The sequence below is a fragment of the Mycobacterium gordonae genome (genome assembly GCF_001417955.2).
Lineage (GTDB): Bacteria > Actinomycetota > Actinomycetes > Mycobacteriales > Mycobacteriaceae > Mycobacterium > Mycobacterium gordonae_B.
Genome location: NZ_LKTM01000101.1, coordinates 35,628 through 53,168 on the forward strand (window position 1 = coordinate 35,628; position 17,541 = coordinate 53,168).

Genomic DNA, 17,541 nt, shown 5'->3' on the forward strand with positions numbered 1-17,541 from the left:
CTACAGCTTTGCGACCTTGGTGGCGATCTGGTTGGCGATGTTCGTCGCGGACGGACCGCTCTCCTTGTAGGCGCACGTGACGACGTCGATGGCCAGGTTGTTGCGAACGGTCAGGGCGCGCTGGCAGCTCCAGCCGTCCCCACCCTCCTGGACCTGCGAGCTGGTCAGCAGGCCGTTGTCGTTGGTCACGTCGCCCACCGACCAGACGGTGGCGGGCTGATTGGGGCTGGCGTCGTTGAACCGGCGGTTCGAGCACGACTTCCAGCTCTGCACCGAGGAGTTGTAGAAGTTGCTGGCGTCCTGGGCGTTCGGGAAGGCCACCACGGCCTGGATCGCGTAGTGCTTGCGCTTCTTGGAGTCGTCGATGCTGTCGTCCAGACGCTGGCCGCGCATCGATGTCCACCCGGTGCCCTCGTACACCTTGCCCTGCGCGGCGCCGTCGACGGCCAGGCAGTTCTTGTCGTCGACGTTCTTGCTCCAGTCCCACATCACCTTGGCCTGGAACCAGACCTTCATCGACGTGGCGCCCAGCGCGCTGTTGATCTGGCTGGCGTCCAGCATCAGGTCGTCGAGCGCGCTCACCGGTATCGGCGTCTGGTTGGCCAGGCCGGCCTTCTCCCCGGCGACGGCGTTGCCGTCTATGACGTCGGTGCAACCGGCGGTCAGCATGCACGCGCCGGCCAGCACGGCGATCTGCAAGCGCACTGGTTCCCCCCAATCCCGCGCCCCTGTTCGCGAGCGTTCTACCAGCTTAAATGCTGTTCAGCGGCGTCGCCCGAGTAACCAGCAAATCACGTAGATGAGGAATGAGATCGTCGCCACGAACACCGACACCGGAACCCCCGGGGCCAGCGACAACACGATCCCCCCGACCGCGGCGAGCTCGGCGAACAGCACGGAGGTGACTATCGCGGCGGCCGGCCTGCTGACCACCCGGGCGGCCGCCGCGGCCGGGGTGATCAGCAACGACATCACCAGCAGCGCTCCGACGATCTGGACGGCCTGCGCGGCCACCACGCCTACCAGCGCCGCGAATACGACGCCCAGCACGCGCACCGGGACGCCCCGGGCCGCGGCGACGTCCGGGTCGACGGTGGCGAACAGCAGCGGGCGGTAGCAGACGCCGAGGACCACCATGACCAGCGCACACACCACCGCCAGCATGACCAGACCCGAGTAGCCGACCCCGACGATCTGGCCGGTGAGCAACGCGAAGCTGGTGCCGGTTCGGCCCGGGTAGAGGTGGATGAACAGCACCGCCAGACCCAGGCCGAAGGCCAGCACCACGCCGATCACCGAGTCCCGCTCCCGGGCGCGCTGGCCCAGGATCCCGAACAGGGCCGCCGCCAGCGCACTGCCGATCAGCGCACCGATCCCCACCTCGAAACCGGCCAGCAGTGCGAATGCCGCTCCGGTCAAAGACAATTCCGCCGAGCCGTGCACCGCGAACGACATCTGGCGCATCACGATGAACGGGCCGATCAGTCCGGCGACCAGTCCCAGCAGGGCCCCCGCGAGCAGCGCCTGCTGCACGAAGTCATGCCGGAGCAGATGGGCAGTGAGGTCGAAGGCGAACAGGTGGTCCAGCATCTCGGTGAGGCGCTCGTTCATCAGACCAGCCCGTCCGGAGCGCCTTCCGGAGCGCCTTCCGGAGCGCCTAAGACGAAATAGCGGTCTTTGACCTTGACCACCTCGATGTCGGCCCGGTACAGCTCGGAGAGCGTCGCCGCCGTCATCACCTGCTCGACGCTGCCGATGCGGAACCTGCCGTCGACCAGATACAGCACCCGGTCCACGTACGGCAGGATCGGGTTGAGCTCGTGGGTGACCACGATGACGGCCGTCCCCGCGTCATGCCGGCGCCGGTTGATCAGCTCCGCGACCAGTTTGGCGTTGGCCGGATCCAGGGTCAGCAACGGTTCGTCGCACAGCATCAGCGCCGGATCGGTGGCCAGCGCCTGCGCGATACGCACCCGCTGCAGCTCGCCCCCGGACATCAGGCCCACTCGGATGTCGGCCAGCCGCTCGCCGTTGACCTGGTGCAGGGCCAGTCGCACGGCGTCGCGACGACGGGCCCGGTCCGCGGCACGCAGCGGCAGCGCACCCCAGCGGTGCCCGTCCACGCCGAGGCCGACCAGGTCGCGTCCGCGCAGCATCACCTCGCGGTCGATCGGATGATGTTGCGGCACATACCCGACCGGTCCGTTCACCCGCACCGTCCCGGCGCTCAACGGCTGTTGCCCCAGCAGCACTTTGAGCAGGGAGGTCTTGCCGGTCCCATTGGGTCCCAGCACTGCGACGAACTCGCCGGCCGCCACCGACAACTCGAGGTGGTCCCAGAGCGCACGGTTACCGAAGGCCAGCCGGGCACCGGCCAGCGCGACTACTTGGCGGCTCACAGACGTCAGCTGTTCGACTGCAGCGCGGTGGCCAGTTGGGTGACGGTATTGCGCTGCCAGCTCAGGTAGTCCGAGCCGCTGGGCAGGGTCTCGGAAACCTCGGTCACCGGCACGCCGGCGTGATGCGCGGCGGCCTGCAGGTCGGCGGTGGCGGCGGTGGCGGTCTGCGGGTTGATCAGCAGCGCCACCACCCGTCGCTGGTTGATCAAGTCCAGGGCGGACGCCATATCCGCAGGCGCGGGATCGGCGTCGTTCTCGTTGGCCATCTCGAAGCCGACGGGGGTGCGGTTGATCAGTCCCGCGGCGGCCAGCAGGTAGTGCACGACCGGCTCGGTCGCGATGACGCCGGCGGACGGGTACGCGGTGGCGATCGCGCGCTCGGAGTTGGCGATCGCATCGGCGCCGCGGCCGAACTGGGCCGCGTTGGCGCGGTAGTCCGCTGAGTTGGGCGGGTCGATCATTGCCAGCCGTTCCGCGATGGTGATCGCGACCGCTTTGGCGACCGCGAGGTTGTAGAAAACATGCTCGTCGGGTGCCTCGTTCACCGGCCCCAGGAACGAGTAGGCGTCGACGGCATGGATTCCGGGGTGTCCGGCCAGCACCCGGTCGACCCAGGGGTCGTATCCGCCGCCGTTGTAGACGACCAGGTCGGCGTCGGCCAGTGCCGCGGCGTCGGCGGGGGTGGCCTGGTAGGAGTGTGGATCGGAGTCCGCGCCGGTCAGGATGGACTTGACGGCGATGTGGCCGCCGGCGACGGTGCGGGCCACACTGCCCCACACCTCGGTGGAAGCCACCACGGCCACCGCACCCGGGTGTTCCGCACCGCCGGTCGCGCAGCCTGGCAGTGCGGCGCAGCAGATCAGGCAGACCGCAAGCCACATCCGCACGTCGCATCCTCTCGCCTGGCCGGTTGGCCGACCCATAATACTAATGAAAATCGTTTCCATTAGAAAGTCGGTCGGCGCGGTTCCCGGGGCTCGCTGTAGCGTCACCGGACGTGAGTCCCATTCCGCGCAGGCGGGCGACTCTGGCGTCGTTGGCAGCCGAGCTCAAAGTGTCGCGCACCACGATCTCGAACGCCTTCAACCGGCCGGATCAGCTCTCGCCAGAACTCCGTGACCGGGTGTTCGCCACGGCCAAGCGGCTGGGCTATGCGGGGCCCGACCCGGTGGCACGCTCCCTGCGCACCCGCAAGGCCGGTGCGGTGGGTCTGGTGATGACCGAGCCGCTGACCTATTCGTTCAGCGACCCGGCGGCGCGCGATTTCGTTGCGGGGGTGGCGCAGTCGTGCGAGGAGCTGGGCCAGGGCCTGCTGCTGGTGGCGGTGGGTCCCAGTCGCAGCATCGAGGACGGTACGTCGGCGGTGCTGGGTGCCGGGGTGGACGGGTTCGTGGTCTACTCCGTGCGCGACGACGATCCGTATCTTCAGGTGGTCTTGCAGCGCCGGCTACCGGTCGTGGTGGTCGATCAGCCCGTGGACCTGCCGGGGGTGTCCCGGGTGGGCATCGACGACCGGGCCGCGATGCGTGAGTTGGCCGACTACGTGCTGGGTCTGGGGCACCGGGAGATCGGACTACTGACCATGCGGCTGGGCCGGGACCGGCGTCAGGGCCTGGTGGATGCCGAGCGGCTGAAGTCGCCGACCTTCGACGTCCAGCGCGAACGCATCATCGGCGTCTGGGAGGCGATGACGGCTGCCGGCGTGAATCCCGACTCGCTGACCGTGGTGGAAAGCTACGAGCACCTGCCGACCTCCGGCGGCGACGCCGCCAAGGTTGCCCTTGAGGCCAATCCCCGCATCACAGCGTTGATGTGCACGGCCGACATTCTCGCCCTGTCGGCGATGGATTACCTTCGCGCACATGGCATTTACGTCCCCGGCCAGCTGACGGTCACCGGGTTCGACGGGGTCGAGGACGCGCTGAGCCGCGGCCTGACCACGGTGGCGCAACCCAGCCTGCAGAAGGGGCGCCGCGCAGGTGAGCTGGTGCTCAAGCCGCCGCGGTCCGGGTTGCCCGCGGTCGAACTGCTCGCCACCGAACTGATCCGGGGGCGCACCTCGGGACCGCCCGCGTAGTCAGATTGGTCGCGACCCGCTACGAGCTAGCAGTTCTCGTGATCGCCGATCAGCAGGCGCACGGCCAGATCCAGCCGCTTGCTCACGTCGGTGGCCGAGGCCCGACGGGTGAGCCACGCCAGCAGGTTGGACAGCCACACGTCCGAGATCACCCGGGCGATGTGGTACTGATCCTCGGTCGGCTCGCCGTCGCTCATGGCGCGGGCGAACATGCTGTCGATCAGCTTCTCGACCTGGTCGACTTCGCTGGCCGCCGACGCGTCGGCGAAGACGTAGGCGCGCGTCATCGCCTCGGTCAGCAGCGGATTGCGCTGCATCGCTCGGTTGAGCTTGCCGACCATGAAGCTCAGTCGCTCGAACGGCGTGCCGCCCGCCATCGCGGAGCGGTCGGTCTTGGCGTCGATCCGGCTGAACTCACGGCCCAGCGCCGACACCAGCAGGTGCACCTTCGACGGGAAGTAGCGGTACAGCGTTCCGACCGCCACGTCGGCGCGGTCGGCGACGGCACGCATCTGCACCGCCTCGTAACCGCCCTTCGACGCGATCGCCATGGTGGCGTCCAGGATCCTCTTGCGGCGCTCGCGTTGTGCTTCCGAGCCCAGTTCGGACTCAGCCAGTACGGCCATGTTCACAACCTCGCGCGGTTGGCCGTCGGGCGACATGTGGCAGGCAGCTCCTCGTGCGGGCGATTTGATCGCAAACGATACGCATTCTTCGCGTAAATCTCCCACCTCCCTAACGCCGGGCCAACGTCGTGTACTGGCCTGATGATCACCGACTTGACGGTCGATCGGTTCCACTATTAGAACACGTTCTAGTGTAGAGAAAAGATATCTTGGCAAGTGAATTTGATGACGCGGAGGACTGCTGGTGGTAGCGACCGTCACCGATGAACAGTTCGCGGCACGCGAGCTGGTGCGCGACTGGGCCCGCACTGCAGCGTCGGGGGAGACCGCGAGCCTGGCCGTCCGCGCCGTGGAGCAGGGCGACCCCGACGCCTGGCGGCCGGTCTTCGCCGGCCTGGCTGACCTGGGGCTGTTCGGTGTCGCGGTCTCCGAGGACGACGGCGGGGCCGGCGGGAGTATCTCCGACCTGTGCGCCATGGTCGAGGAGGCCGCCAAGGCATTGGTGCCGGGACCGGTCGCCACGACCGCGCTGGCCACCCTCGTCGTCACCGATCCTGAGCTGTTGGGCGCGCTGATGGCCGGTGAGCGCTTTGCCGGGTTGGCGCTCGAGGGGGACGTGCAGCTTGACGGCGGGACGGTGTCCGGCTCGGTTCCCTGGGCGCTGGGCGCCGTGGCGGGCGGGATCTTGCTGCTGCCTGCCGGCGACTCGTGGGTGCTCATCGACCTGGACGCCGACGGGGTGGCATTGGAACCGTTGGAGGCCGCAGACTTCTCCCGGCCACTGGCGCGGGTGGAGCTGACGTCGGTGGCAGTCACCGTCCTGGAGGCTCCCGCTCTGCGGGATCTCGCTGCGACCGTGCTGGCCGCCGAGACCGCCGGTATCACCCGCTACGCGCTGGAAACCGCGGTCGCCTATGCCAAGGTGCGCGAGCAGTTCGGCAAGCCGATCGGCAGCTTCCAGGCGATCAAGCACATCTGCGCGGAGATGCTGTGCCGTGCCGAGCAGGCCGAGGTGGCCGCCAGTGATGCAGCCAGGGCGGCGTCCGACTCGGACTCCCAGCAGTTCGCCATCGCCGCGGCGGCGGCCGCGAGCATCGGCATCGCCGCGGCAAAGGCCAACGTCAGGGACTGCATCCAGGTACTCGGCGGAATCGGCTGCACCTGGGAGCACGACGCGCATCTCTACCTGCGCCGCGCCCACAGCATCGGCCGCTTTCTGGGCGGACTCGAGCACTGGTTGCGCCGGGTCGCCGCACTGACCCAGGACGGGGTGCGGCGCAAGCTGTCCATCGACCTGACGGAAGTCGAAGGACAACGCGCGGAGATCGCCGCGGCCGTCGCTGAGGTGGCCGCGCTGCCGGCCGAGAAACGACAGGTGGCGTTAGCGGAGGCGGGGCTGCAGGCACCGCACTGGCCAGCGCCGTACGGTCGTGGCGCGGGACCGGCCGAGCAGTTGTTGATCGACGAGGAGATGGCTGCGGCCGGCGTCGAGCGGCCGGACCTGGTGATCGGCTGGTGGGCGGCGCCGACCATCCTCGAGCACGGCACGCCGGAGCAGATCGAACGTTTCGTGCCCGCCACCCTGCGTGGTGACTTCCTGTGGTGCCAGCTCTTCTCCGAGCCGGGCGCCGGTTCGGACCTGGCGTCCCTGCGCACCAAGGCCGTCCGCGGGGACGGTGGCTGGCTGCTCACCGGGCAGAAGGTGTGGACGTCCGCCGCGCAGAAGGCCGCGTGGGGGGTGTGCCTGGCCCGGACGGACCCGGACGTCCCGAAACACAAAGGCATCACCTACTTCCTGGTCGACATGAAAGCGCCGGGCATCGAGATCCGGCCGCTGCGGGAAATCACCGGCGACTCGCTGTTCAACGAGGTCTTCCTGGACAACGTGTTCGTTCCCGACGAGATGGTGGTCGGTTCGGTCAACGACGGCTGGAAGCTGGCCCGGACCACGCTGGCGAACGAGCGGATCGCGATGGCCACCGGAACCGCGCTGGGCAATCCCATGGAAGAGCTGCTGCGGGTGCTGGCTTCGATGGATCTCGATGCGGCGCAACAGGACCGGCTGGCCAGGCTGATCCTGCTGGCGCAGGCCGGGGCGCTGCTGGACCAGCGCATCGCCCAGTTGGCGGTCGGGGGTAAGGACCCCGGCGCGCAGTCCAGCGTGCGGAAGTTGATCGGCGTGCGCTACCGGCAGGAGCTCGCCGAATTCACCATGGACGTGTCCGACGGCGGCGGGCTGGTGCGCAACCGCGCGGTGTTCGACTTCCTCAACACCCGCTGCCTGACCATCGCCGGTGGCACCGAGCAGATCCTGCTCACGGTGGCCGCCGAGCGGTTGCTGGGGTTGCCTCGCTAGATCGGGGCTTCACCGCGAGATTGCCGCTATGGCGGTAGTTCGGGGTCCAGTCACAGCCGTGACGGCAATCTCGGCGAATCAAGCGAAGTTCGTCTGCGCGCATGTGCTCGGCGAGGTGAGGTTGACGCCCGAGTAGACCACCTGCATGTGGGTGCACACGAACACCATCACGTTGGTCATCGGCTGGCCGGTCGCCCAGCTCGTCGAGTCGATGACGCCGGTGGTCTGGTACTTGTCCGGCGGTCCCTCACCGAAGTAGACGGTGGTAATGACATCGCCCCCACCGGTTTTCATCACCCGCTCGAACTGGCTGGTCGCATGGGCGTCCAGGTAGGCCACCCGGCTGTTGGAGCGAATCTCGGTGGTCTGCCGCGCCCACAGCCCCGGCGGGAAACCCGCCGGCCCGTCGGGCGTCATCAGGTTCGCACCCGCGACGAAGTCGCAGCTGCCGTTGCCGTGGCAGTCGACGAAGCTGTGCGTCTGAATCTGGGTAGCTTCGTCGACGGGGAAGAGGGTGGTCGCGGTGTTGCTGGCGGCCGAAGCCACCGGAGCAGTCACCAACGCCATCAGCAGCCCACTCAGCGTCAGACCCGGTAACAGCCGCTTCATCCTGCTCCCCTTCCCACCGATCGCCAAGCAGAACTTATCCCCGCGACTACTCGTCGTAGGTCACTTCTACCGAATCAGATTCCGGGTGAGATTGACAGGCCAGAATTAGCCCGTCGTCGAGGTCCTGCTGTTCGAGCACGTCGTTGACCTCCATGCTCACTTTGCCGCTGCGCAGGGTGCAGGCACACGCCCCGCAGTGGCCCTCCCGGCACGAGAACGGCGCATCCAGGCCCTGGGCCAGCAGCACGTCGAGCAGCTTGGCGCTGCGCGGCCAGGACACGGTGTGGGTTTCTCCGTCGAGTTCCACCACCGCGGTGGCCGGCGCCTCGTCGCCGTCGTCCTCGATCTTCACCGCAGCGAAAGGGTCGGACTCCAGCGACTTGAACACCTCGATGTGCACCTGTTGCGCAGGGACTTTCAGCGCCTCCAGGGCCAGGCGCGCCGCCTCCATGAAGGGCCCGGGCCCGCAGATGAAGGCCGGGCGGCTGGTGAACGGGGCGGCCAGCGCGGCCAGCGCGGCCGCACTCGGCAGGCCCTGCAGCGATTCCAGCCAGTGCACCACCGTGAGCCGGTCGGGGTACTTGGTGGCCAGTTCCCGCAGCGCGTCGCGGAAGATGACCGAGCGGTCGTCGCGGTTGGCGTAGACGAGCGTCACCTGCCCGCTGCCCTCGGACAGCGCCGATTTGCAGATGGACATGATCGGGGTGATGCCGCTGCCGGCGGCGAGCAGCAGGAAGTCGTCGTCCAGCGTCTTGGGCACAAAGGTGCCCGAGGGGGCGAGCACGTGGATACGCATGCCCTTGTGGGCGTGCTCGCACAGCCAGTTGGACGCGTAGCCGTCGGCCGTCCGCTTCACCGTCACCGTCAGCGAGTCGTCGGTGAACGGGGAGCTGCACAGCGAGTAGCAGCGCGCCACCGAGCCGGTGCGGTCGCTGGGCACCCGCAGCGTCAGGAACTGACCGGGCGCATAACGCAGCCGCTCGGCCGGGACGGGAGCATCGCTCGGTGCCTCGAACACCAACGACCGCGCGTCGTCGGTTTCGGCGACAACCTCAGCGATCTGCAGCTCCAGGACATGGTCGCCCAGCGGCTCGTCGGGGGCTTGGTCCAGATCCGCCTCGGTCAAGGCGCTTCCTCTCTTCGGTATCAACTAGAACATGTTATAGAAAACCCGATTCGCATCTCTACCAGCCGCAGGAATACCCTGCTCGACACAAATCGGAACGTGTTCTAGTCTTTGTGTAAGTCAGCACTCCCAGGAGGCATACGTCAGTGACCACTATTCAACAGCGTGATGCGCAGACGGTCCTAGCTGCCATCGATGATCTGCTGCCGCGGATCCGGGAGCGCGCTCAGGCCACCGAAGAGCGGCGCCGCCTGCTCGACGAGACCGTTGCGGAACTGGACGAAGTCGGCTTCTTCACCCTGCTGCAGCCTGAGCAGTGGGGCGGCCTGCAGTGTGACCCGGCCCTGTTCTACGAGGCGGTGCGCCGGCTGGCCAGCGCCTGCGGTTCCACCGGCTGGGTGAGCTCGATCCTCGGTGTGCACAACTGGCACCTGGCGCTGTTCGACCAGCAGGCCCAGGAAGAGGTCTGGGGTGAGGACTCCAGGACCCGCATCTCCTCGTCGTACGCACCGATGGGCGCCGGGGTCGTGGTCGACGGCGGCTACCTGGTCAACGGATCGTGGAACTGGTCCTCCGGCTGCGACCATGCGACCTGGGCCTTCCTCGGTGGTCCGGTTATCAAGGACGGTCGACCGGTCGACTTCGGCAGCTTCCTGATCCCGATCAGCGATTACCGCATCGACGACGTGTGGCACGTGGTCGGGCTGAAGGGCACCGGCAGCAACACCGTCGTCGTCAAGGACGTCTTCGTGCCCCGGCACCGGTTCCTGTCCTACAAGGCGATGAACGACGGCACTGCGGGCGGATACCGGACCAACACCGCCCCGGTCTACAAAATGCCTTGGGGCACAATGCATCCCACCACTATCTCGGCCCCCATCGTCGGCATGGCTTATGGCGCCTACGAGGCGCACGTGGAGCACCAGGGCAAGCGGGTGCGCGCCGCGTTCGCCGGGGAGAAGGCCAAGGACGACCCGTTCGCCAAGGTCCGCATCGCCGAGGCGGCCAGCGACATCGACGCAGCCTGGCGCCAACTGAGCGGCAACGTCTCCGACGAGTACGCGCTGCTGTCGGCCGGCAAGGAGATCCCGTTCGAGCTGCGCGCCCGGGCCCGCCGCGACCAGGTACGCGCCACCGGACGTGCGATCGCTTCGATCGACCGGCTGTTCGAGGCATCCGGGGCCACAGCGCTCGCCAGTGACGCTCCGGTGCAACGCTTTTGGCGTGACGCGCACGCCGGTCGGGTGCACGCTGCCAACGACCCCGAGCGGGCCTACGTGATCTTCGGGAACAACGAGTTCGGGTTGCCGCCCGGCGACACCATGGTCTAGGGATGACTGCCACCGAAGAAATAACGTTCGAATCCACTTCGCGCACTGCGGAAGTCGACGTCGACGGCCCGCTGAAGCTGCACTATCACGAGGCAGGGGCCGGTAACGACCAGACGGTGGTGCTGTTGCACGGCGGCGGACCCGGCGCGTCGAGTTGGTCCAACTTCTCCCGCAACATCGCGGTCCTGGCGCAGCAATTCCACGTGCTGGCCGTCGACCAGCCGGGCTATGGGCATTCCGACAAGCGCGCCGAACACGGGCAGTTCAACCGGTACGCGGCCCGGGCCCTCAAGGGTCTGTTCGACCAGCTGGAACTGGGACGCGTTCCGCTGGTGGGGAATTCACTCGGCGGCGGCACCGCGGTGCGCTTCGCGCTGGACTACCCCGACCGGGCCGGCAAGCTCGTCCTGATGGGGCCGGGTGGTCTGAGCGTCAACCTGTTCGCGCCCGACCCCACCGAGGGTGTCAAGCGGTTGGGGAAGTTCTCGATGCAGCCCACCCGGGAGAACCTCGAGGCGTTCCTGCGGATCATGGTGCACGACCAGAAGCTGATCACGCCCGAGTTGATCGACCAGCGCTTCGAGCTGGCCAGCACCCCGGAGTCGCTGCAGGCGACCAGGGCGATGGGAATGTCGTTCTCCGGGGCGGACTTCGAGCTCGGCATGATGTGGCGCGAGGTGTACAAGCTGCGTCAGCCGGTGTTGCTGATCTGGGGTCGCGAAGACCGGGTCAACCCGCTGGACGGCGCCCTGGTGGCGCTGAAAACCATTCCGAGGGCCCAGTTGCACGTGTTCGGGCAGTGCGGACACTGGGCTCAGGTGGAGAAGTTCGACGAGTTCAACAAACTGACTATCGATTTCTTAGGAGGTGCGAGATGAGCATCCGGTCACTGGGCTATCTGCGCATCGAAGCCACCGACATGGCCGCCTGGCGCGACTACGGCCTGAAGGTGCTCGGCATGGTGGAAGGCAAAGGCACGGTCGACGGTGCGCTCTATCTCCGGATGGACGATTTTCCCGCCCGGCTGGTGATCGTGCCCGGCGAGCAGGACCGGCTGGCCGAGGCCGGCTGGGAATGCGCCAATGCCGCAGGGCTGCAAGAGATCCGGAACCGGCTCGAGGTGGAGGGTACGCCCTATAAAGAAGCCACCGCCGCTGAGTTGGCCGAACGCCGGGTCGATGAGCTGATCCTGTTCAACGACCCGTCCGGCAATCCGCTGGCCGTCTTCCACGGCGCCGCCCTGGAGCACCGTCGGGTGGTCAGCCCCTACGGGCACCGGTTCGTCACCGAGGAGCAGGGCCTGGGTCACGTGGTGTTGACCACCCGCGACGACGCCGAGGCGCTGCACTTCTACCGCGACGTGCTCGGCTTCAAGCTGCGCGACTCGATGCGGATGCCACCGCAGGTGGTCGGCCGGCCCGCCGATGGGGCGCCGGCCTGGCTGCGCTTCTTCGGCTGCAATCCCCGGCACCACTCGCTGGCCTTCCTGCCGATGCCGACGCCGTCGGGCATCGTGCACCTGATGGTCGAGGTGGAGAACTCCGACGATGTCGGCCTGTGCCTGGATCGCGCGCTGCGCCGCAAGGTGGCCATGTCGGCCACCCTCGGCCGGCACGTCAACGACCTGATGCTGTCCTTCTACATGAAGACGCCGGGTGGGTTCGACGTCGAATTCGGTTGTGAGGGCCGGAAAGTGCAAGACGACGACTGGATTGCGCGGGAGAGCACCGCGGTGAGCCTGTGGGGTCACGACTTCAGCGTCGGCATGCGTGGCTAGCCTCGAGGAATGACTGCTGCGCCGATTGACCCGCGCGCCTTCCGTTCCGTGCTCGGTCAGTTCTGCACCGGAATCACCATCATCACCACCGTGCACGACGACGTGCCGATCGGCTTCGCGTGCCAGTCGTTCGCCGCGCTGTCGCTGGATCCGCCCCTGGTGTTGTTCTGCCCCACCAAGGTGTCGCGGTCCTGGCAGGCCATCGAGGCCAGCGGCCGGTTCTGCGTCAACGTGCTGACCGAGTCGCAGCAGCATGTCTCGGCCCGGTTCGGATCCAAAGAGCCCGACAAGTTCGCTGGAATCGACTGGCGCGCATCAGAACTCGGATCGCCCATTATCGACGGGTCGCTGGCCTACATCGACTGCACGGTAGCGTCCGTGCACGACGGCGGTGATCACTTCGTCGTTTTCGGCGCTGTCAGCTCGCTGTCCGAAGTGCCGAAGATCAAGCCGCGCCCGTTGCTGTTCTACCGCGGCTCCTATACCGGAATCGAGCCGGACAAAACGAGGCCGGCGCAGTGGCGGGACGACCTGGAGGCGTTTTTGACCACCACCACGGATGACACCTGGCTTTAAACGGCGCCTGTCAATCAGCTTTACACGAGCACCGAATTCGTATTTCTTCGACCAATTTGTCTACCTCAAGCGCAATATCTGGCTATTCCAATTCGGGTATGACGGGGTTAACATCTGGGCCATCGTGCTCCGCTCACAGAAAAGGCCACCAAATGTCAATCGAAGCAACCGAGTCGCGCGTCTCCGAACTACGACAGCGCGAGGCTGCGCAAGAAGCCTGGCAATGGATCGTCGACCTCAAAGAACAGGCGAAGTCCGACAGTGCGGCCGCCGAGGCCGAACTCGACGCGATTTTCCGTAACGGAACGCCACCGGGAGACCTGGACGGACCGACCGACGGCATCCTGGTGATGACCACGACGAATCAGCTCGTCGACGCCGCGGCCCGCTTCGTCACCAGCTTGTGGATGCCGTGGCAGGGCAAGCGATTCGACCTGGCTGCCGGCACCGGCGACAACCGGATGACCTCCAACGCCAAGCTTCCCTCCAAGTTGCTGTGGCCGCTGTACAAGATGAAGGACGCCGCCGACGGCAAGCTCGCCTTCGACTTCAAGACCTACCAGGACGCCGGCAAGCTGGACCCCGACGTCCAGGTCATGGTCATCGACTACTCAGACGTCAAGGAGAACCCGTACGTCATCATCCGCAGCATCCGCGATGAACTGGTCGAGGTGGTGCCCGGCACGTATCTGGGCAAGATCCTGTTCCGCCTGCCGCGCGACAAATACGAGATGATTGGCTTCTTCGCGCTGCGCACCTAGTGCGAGCCTGGCTCTAGGCCCGGTCGTCGCCTTCGACGGCCGGGTCGTAACCGGGCAGACCCAGGTCCTCGCGCATCAGTTCGGCGGTCCGCTCGGCGAACATTGAGATGGTCAGGAACGGGTTGACCCCGATGGCTCGCGGGATCACCGACGCGTCGCACACGTAGAGCCCGTCGTAGGTACCGCCGTCCGGCCGGAACACCCGTCCGGCATGGTCGACGACACCCGCGTCGACGTTGTCCGCGGTGGTGCACCCACCCATCGGGTGCGCGGTGATCAGGTGCTTGCCCAGGAACCGCTTGTCCCACCGCGGATTCTTGATGTAGGTCCCGCCGATGGCCTCGACGGCCGGCCGCATGACGGCGTCGACGTCCTTATAGACGAGCTCGGTGGGCGCCCCGGGCCAGTCGATCTTGACGGTGCCGTTCTTACGCAGCACCAGCTCGCCGTCGGAGTTGTCGTGCACCATGATCAGGAAGCCGAGCGAGTGGTTCATCGCCCCGTCGGTGTTGAACGTGATGTCGCGGCGCCACCGGTCGAGCTTGGCTTTGCGGTAGTCGCGGTAGCTGGTTGCGGCCAGCCCCATCAGCCCGAATCGGAAGCTGTCGATCAGCGCGCGAGGCAATGACAGATCCTGCACCGTGAAGCGTTTACGCAGGTCGGACTGGTCCGCGCCGAAGCGCATGGCGGCGGTGATGCTGGGTCCGCAGGCCAGCAGCGAGCGTGGGGGCCCGTCGGTGGTGGCCCAGGTCTGGGTGTCGGTCTGCATGTCGGTGTTGTAGGCGATGCCGAAGTTGTCGCCGTTGCCGCTGAAGTTCTTGCCGACGCGGGTGGACAACTGCAACCCGGCCTGACCCGAACGCAACAGGATGCCGTTGGACCCGATGGTTCCCGCGGACACCACCACGTGCCGGGCGATGACGCTCGTGGTCTTCCCGCTCTTGCCGTCTGTGTGACGGGTGACGACGCGCCACCGGCCGTCGTCCGTTGGTTCGATGTGTTGTGCCTCGATGCCGGCGAACAGCTCGACGCCGAAGTGCGCGGCCATCGGCAGGTAGTTGGTCATCAGGGTGTTCTTCGACCCGGTGTTGTCGCCGGTACCGTCACCGCCGTGGTTCGGGCAGCGCCGGCGCTGCACACCATATTTGGTCACCCGGTCCTCGGTGCTGACGGTGAGGTTGAGCAGCTGTAGCTGGGCTCCGGCGTTCTTGGCGATCTGGGTGAACGCGTCGACCCGCCGCAGCGGCACGTTCTCCGCGTAAGGCACCGCGCCGAGCATGCGCCGGGCCCGCCCGTAGTACTCGTCGAGCCCGCCGACTCCCTCGCGCGCCTGGTCCACCAACCGTTGAAATTCCTTGGGCCACGACGCGAGGAACACCTCGCGGTCCGGCACGATCGCCACGTTGAAGTTGATCAGCGAGGTGCCGCCCAGTCCGTTGGCGTGGATGACGTCGATGGTCTTGAAACGTTCGAGTTCGATCAAGCCGAGTGGGTTGAGCGGTGACCGCAACTCGGCCGCCGCAGCTTTCTCAGTCTCCGGGAACGTCCCGGTCGGATGCTCGGAGCCGCGCTCTAAGACCGCGATGCGCAGCTTGCCGCCCGCCCGTGCATTCGCGACGCCGAGGCGCGCGGCGGTGATGGCGCCGCCGTAGCCGGAGCCCAGGATCACCACGTCGTACTCGCTGCGAAGTGCGTCGTGGGGAGTGGCCAAAGAAGCGGCGGTCGGCAAGGCCATTCGGAAGGGCGGTGCCACCATGTCGGCAACCTCCAATGTCGGGAACCGGTAAATGTAGCGCAGCCTAAACCTGCGACGGCAGCGATACCATGGTTCGCCCGAAATTGGCCGGGAATCTTTTCCACGTTGACTCGACGAGGGTGGATCACGCTTTAGTGAGACCGCGTAAATCAACTTTACATTTGAACATCGACGCAAAATGTAAACGTCTTTGACAGGCGTTTGCATTGCGCGGGGGAAATAACGATTGGGACTCGCTTTAATAATGTGCGGTGTTGTACTGTGCGAAATCACTAACAACGTCAGTTAGGCCCAAACCTTCATTCGATCCCGGGGAACCGTCATGCCTTTTTCAGCTGCCTACCCGGCTGCGGCCGGATCGCGGCAGGACGTGGCACCGTGAATCCGGTGATCGAGGCTCCGGCGCCGACGGTCACATCCGCTGCGCCCGCCGCACCCCGCCGTAGTGCTCCGCGGGTCGTCCGCGCGGGGCGCCGGGCGGTGCGGAAGGCTGACGGGTCGCTGCAGACGCTCGGCCGGTTTTTCGAGCTGGCCGTGCAGTCGGCCGTGTACCTGATCACCGATCTGTTCCGGCTGCGTCACCCGTGGCGGGACACCCTGAACCAGGCGGCGTTCATCGTCAGCGTCACCGCGATTCCCGCGCTGCTGATCTCCATTCCGTTCGGCGTCATCGTCGCGGTGCAGGTGGGCAGCGTCATTCAGCAGGTCGGTGCGACATCGATCTCCGGCGCGGCGGGCGGCCTCGGTGTCATCCGGCAGGCCGCACCGATCGTTGCCGCCCTGCTGCTGGGTGGCGCGGCCGGCGCGGCGGTCACCACCGACCTCGGCGCGCGCAGCATCCGGGACGAGGTCGATGCGCTGCGGGTGATGGGTATCGACCCGGTGCAGCGTCTGGTCACCCCGCGGCTGGCGGCGATGATCCTGGTAGCGCCGCTGCTGTGCGTCTTCATCATCTTCATGGGACTGTCGGCCGGCTACGTGATCAATGTGGGTTTCCAGTCCGGCACGCCGGGCAGCTACATCGCATCGTTCGGATCTTTCGCCACCACAGCCGATCTCGTCGTTGCGCTGTTGAAGACCTGGCTCTTCGGCGTGATTGTCACGCTGATCTCCTGTCAGCGTGGGCTGGAGGCCCGGGGTGGTCCGCGCGGGGTGGCTGACGCGGTCAATGCCGCCGTCGTGCTGGGTGTGGTCGCCGTCTTTGTGCTGAACCTGGTGATCACCGAGCTGGTCACCACACTCATGCCGACGAAGGTGGGCTGATGGCGGGGTATGTGGCCAGGCCGGCCCGGTACCGGCCAGGTGGAATGGCGGCGGCGTTGCGGCTGCCTCTGGGGGTAGTTAATCGGGGCCTGTCCTTCTTCGAACGGCTAGGGCACCAGGCCAGCTTCCTGATCATGGCGCTCGGCGCGATACCGCGGACCGTGACCAGATACCGCCGCCACACCGGGGCGATCCTCGTCGACATGATCTGGGGCAACGGATCATTGATCGTCGGTGGTGGGACCGTCGGTGTGCTGATCTTCATGGGCGCCGCAATCGGCGCGTCGGTCGGCATCGAGGGCTATGCCGCCCTGGACATGGTCGGCATGGGCCCGCTCACCGGCTTCATCTCCGCCTACGCCAACACCCGGGAGATGGCTCCGATGATCGCGGCGATCGGGTTCGGCGCGCAGGCGGGAACCCGGATGACCGCCGAGATCGGCTCGATGCGGATATCCGAGGAGATCGATGCGCTTGAAGTGCAGGGCATTTCGTCGATTCCCTACGTGGTGACCCCGCGTGTCGTCGCCGGCGTCATCACCATCGTCCCGCTCTACCTGATGTCGCTGGTGCTCAGTTACCTGTTCTGCTCCCTGGTGGTCAACGTGGTGCACCATCAGTCCTCCGGCACCTACTACCACTACTTCGACGCCTTCATCCAACCGTCTGACGTGCTGCTCTCGGTGGTCAAGGCGGCGATCTTCGTGCTGCTGATCGTGGCAATCCATTGCTACGAGGGCTACTACGCGGCCGGCGGCCCCGAGGGCGTCGGCCAGGCCTCGGGACGCGCTATCCGGGCCAGCCTGATTTCGGTGGTCGTCGCCGACATGGTGCTGACGCTGGTGTTCTGGGGCAACAATCCGGGCCTTCGGTTGTCGGGGTAG

Annotated in this window: 17 protein-coding genes; 9 read left to right on the top strand and 8 right to left on the bottom strand. The window is 66.7% G+C overall.

Annotation, left to right across the window (positions count from 1 at the left end; translation table 11 throughout):
- From AO501_RS10505 to AO501_RS10520, 4 genes are all read right to left on the bottom strand, one after another.
- Window positions 1-669: a sensor domain-containing protein gene (locus AO501_RS10505; protein WP_156452467.1), complete on the bottom strand. Its 669-nt coding sequence runs from the start codon at window positions 667-669 to the stop codon at window positions 1-3.
- Between the two features lie 93 nt (window positions 670-762).
- The gene (locus AO501_RS10510) at window positions 763-1,611 is read right to left on the bottom strand and encodes a metal ABC transporter permease (protein ID WP_055577653.1); all 849 of its coding nucleotides are present in this window, start codon (window positions 1,609-1,611) and stop codon (window positions 763-765) included.
- The gene (locus AO501_RS10515; protein ID WP_082658538.1) at window positions 1,611-2,399 is read right to left on the bottom strand and encodes a metal ABC transporter ATP-binding protein; all 789 of its coding nucleotides are present in this window, start codon (window positions 2,397-2,399) and stop codon (window positions 1,611-1,613) included. Before AO501_RS10515 ends, AO501_RS10510 begins: the two co-directional genes overlap by 1 nt.
- A gap of 5 nt (window positions 2,400-2,404) precedes the next feature.
- Entirely contained in the window at window positions 2,405-3,280 is an 876-nt protein-coding gene (locus tag AO501_RS10520) for a metal ABC transporter solute-binding protein, Zn/Mn family (RefSeq protein ID WP_156452468.1), read from the bottom strand.
- A gap of 116 nt (window positions 3,281-3,396) precedes the next feature.
- Between AO501_RS10520 and AO501_RS10525 the strand changes: the two genes are divergently transcribed.
- A complete protein-coding gene (locus AO501_RS10525; protein WP_055577655.1) occupies window positions 3,397-4,476 on the top strand; it encodes a substrate-binding domain-containing protein in 1,080 nt (359 codons plus the stop codon).
- 26 nt (window positions 4,477-4,502) lie between these two features.
- On the opposite strand, the gene kstR is transcribed toward AO501_RS10525, so the two are convergent.
- The gene (gene kstR / locus AO501_RS10530) at window positions 4,503-5,102 is read right to left on the bottom strand and encodes a cholesterol catabolism transcriptional regulator KstR (RefSeq protein WP_055577694.1); all 600 of its coding nucleotides are present in this window, start codon (window positions 5,100-5,102) and stop codon (window positions 4,503-4,505) included.
- 244 nt (window positions 5,103-5,346) lie between these two features.
- Between kstR and AO501_RS10535 the strand changes: the two genes are divergently transcribed.
- Window positions 5,347-7,458 carry an acyl-CoA dehydrogenase gene (locus AO501_RS10535; RefSeq protein WP_055577656.1) on the top strand — a complete coding sequence of 704 codons (2,112 nt, stop codon included), beginning with the start codon at window positions 5,347-5,349 and terminating at the stop codon, window positions 7,456-7,458.
- Window positions 7,459-7,536: 78 nt separating this feature from the next.
- Here the strand turns inward: AO501_RS10535 and AO501_RS10540 are convergent, their stop codons facing one another.
- Together AO501_RS10540 and AO501_RS10545 are read right to left on the bottom strand one after the other, a co-directional pair.
- Complete coding sequence (locus tag AO501_RS10540; RefSeq protein ID WP_055577657.1) at window positions 7,537-8,067, bottom strand: hypothetical protein; 531 nt, start codon at window positions 8,065-8,067, stop codon at window positions 7,537-7,539.
- 46 nt (window positions 8,068-8,113) lie between these two features.
- On the bottom strand, window positions 8,114-9,193 hold the full coding sequence (locus tag AO501_RS10545; protein ID WP_055577658.1) for a ferredoxin--NADP reductase: 1,080 nt from the start codon (window positions 9,191-9,193) through the stop codon (window positions 8,114-8,116).
- A 146-nt stretch (window positions 9,194-9,339) separates the two neighbouring features.
- Here AO501_RS10545 and hsaA point away from each other — a divergent pair, with 146 nt between their 5' ends.
- From hsaA to AO501_RS10570, 5 genes are all read left to right on the top strand, one after another.
- Window positions 9,340-10,524: a 3-hydroxy-9,10-secoandrosta-1,3,5(10)-triene-9,17-dione monooxygenase oxygenase subunit gene (hsaA, locus tag AO501_RS10550; protein ID WP_055577659.1), complete on the top strand. Its 1,185-nt coding sequence runs from the start codon at window positions 9,340-9,342 to the stop codon at window positions 10,522-10,524.
- Between the two features lie 2 nt (window positions 10,525-10,526).
- Window positions 10,527-11,402: a 4,5:9,10-diseco-3-hydroxy-5,9,17-trioxoandrosta-1(10),2-diene-4-oate hydrolase gene (gene hsaD / locus AO501_RS10555; protein WP_055577660.1), complete on the top strand. Its 876-nt coding sequence runs from the start codon at window positions 10,527-10,529 to the stop codon at window positions 11,400-11,402.
- Window positions 11,399-12,301: an iron-dependent extradiol dioxygenase HsaC gene (gene hsaC, locus AO501_RS10560; RefSeq protein WP_055577661.1), complete on the top strand. Its 903-nt coding sequence runs from the start codon at window positions 11,399-11,401 to the stop codon at window positions 12,299-12,301. Before hsaD ends, hsaC begins: the two co-directional genes overlap by 4 nt.
- Before the next feature lie 9 nt (window positions 12,302-12,310).
- Window positions 12,311-12,877 (top strand): 3-hydroxy-9,10-secoandrosta-1,3,5(10)-triene-9,17-dione monooxygenase reductase subunit, encoded by a 567-nt coding sequence (hsaB, locus tag AO501_RS10565; protein ID WP_055577662.1) that lies wholly within the window; start codon window positions 12,311-12,313, stop codon window positions 12,875-12,877.
- A gap of 152 nt (window positions 12,878-13,029) precedes the next feature.
- Complete coding sequence (locus AO501_RS10570; RefSeq protein WP_055577663.1) at window positions 13,030-13,638, top strand: hypothetical protein; 609 nt, start codon at window positions 13,030-13,032, stop codon at window positions 13,636-13,638.
- Between the two features lie 13 nt (window positions 13,639-13,651).
- Here the strand turns inward: AO501_RS10570 and AO501_RS10575 are convergent, their stop codons facing one another.
- On the bottom strand, window positions 13,652-15,394 hold the full coding sequence (locus AO501_RS10575) for an FAD-dependent oxidoreductase (protein ID WP_231752431.1): 1,743 nt from the start codon (window positions 15,392-15,394) through the stop codon (window positions 13,652-13,654).
- A gap of 357 nt (window positions 15,395-15,751) precedes the next feature.
- On the opposite strand from AO501_RS10575, the gene AO501_RS10580 reads away from it, so the two are divergent.
- Together AO501_RS10580 and AO501_RS10585 are read left to right on the top strand one after the other, a co-directional pair.
- Complete coding sequence (locus tag AO501_RS10580) at window positions 15,752-16,657, top strand: MlaE family ABC transporter permease (protein ID WP_082658541.1); 906 nt, start codon at window positions 15,752-15,754, stop codon at window positions 16,655-16,657.
- Complete coding sequence (locus AO501_RS10585) at window positions 16,657-17,541, top strand: MlaE family ABC transporter permease (RefSeq protein WP_082658542.1); 885 nt, start codon at window positions 16,657-16,659, stop codon at window positions 17,539-17,541. The genes AO501_RS10580 and AO501_RS10585 overlap by 1 nt, the downstream gene beginning before the upstream one ends.

Excerpts from the sequence above, each read along its gene's own strand:
- AO501_RS10505 (WP_156452467.1), bottom strand. The coding sequence starts at position 669 with ATGCTGACCGCCGGTTGCACCGACGTCATAGACGGCAACGCCGTCGCC.
- AO501_RS10510 (WP_055577653.1), bottom strand. The coding sequence starts at position 1,611 with ATGAACGAGCGCCTCACCGAGATGCTGGACCACCTGTTCGCCTTCGAC.
- AO501_RS10520 (WP_156452468.1), bottom strand. The coding sequence starts at position 3,280 with ATGTGGCTTGCGGTCTGCCTGATCTGCTGCGCCGCACTGCCAGGCTGC.
- kstR (WP_055577694.1), bottom strand. The coding sequence starts at position 5,102 with ATGGCCGTACTGGCTGAGTCCGAACTGGGCTCGGAAGCACAACGCGAG.
- AO501_RS10540 (WP_055577657.1), bottom strand. The coding sequence starts at position 8,067 with ATGAAGCGGCTGTTACCGGGTCTGACGCTGAGTGGGCTGCTGATGGCG.
- hsaD (WP_055577660.1), top strand. The coding sequence starts at position 10,527 with ATGACTGCCACCGAAGAAATAACGTTCGAATCCACTTCGCGCACTGCG.
- hsaC (WP_055577661.1), top strand. The coding sequence starts at position 11,399 with ATGAGCATCCGGTCACTGGGCTATCTGCGCATCGAAGCCACCGACATG.
- hsaB (WP_055577662.1), top strand. The coding sequence starts at position 12,311 with ATGACTGCTGCGCCGATTGACCCGCGCGCCTTCCGTTCCGTGCTCGGT.
- AO501_RS10570 (WP_055577663.1), top strand. The coding sequence starts at position 13,030 with ATGTCAATCGAAGCAACCGAGTCGCGCGTCTCCGAACTACGACAGCGC.
- AO501_RS10575 (WP_231752431.1), bottom strand. The coding sequence starts at position 15,394 with ATGGTGGCACCGCCCTTCCGAATGGCCTTGCCGACCGCCGCTTCTTTG.
- AO501_RS10585 (WP_082658542.1), top strand. The coding sequence starts at position 16,657 with ATGGCGGGGTATGTGGCCAGGCCGGCCCGGTACCGGCCAGGTGGAATG.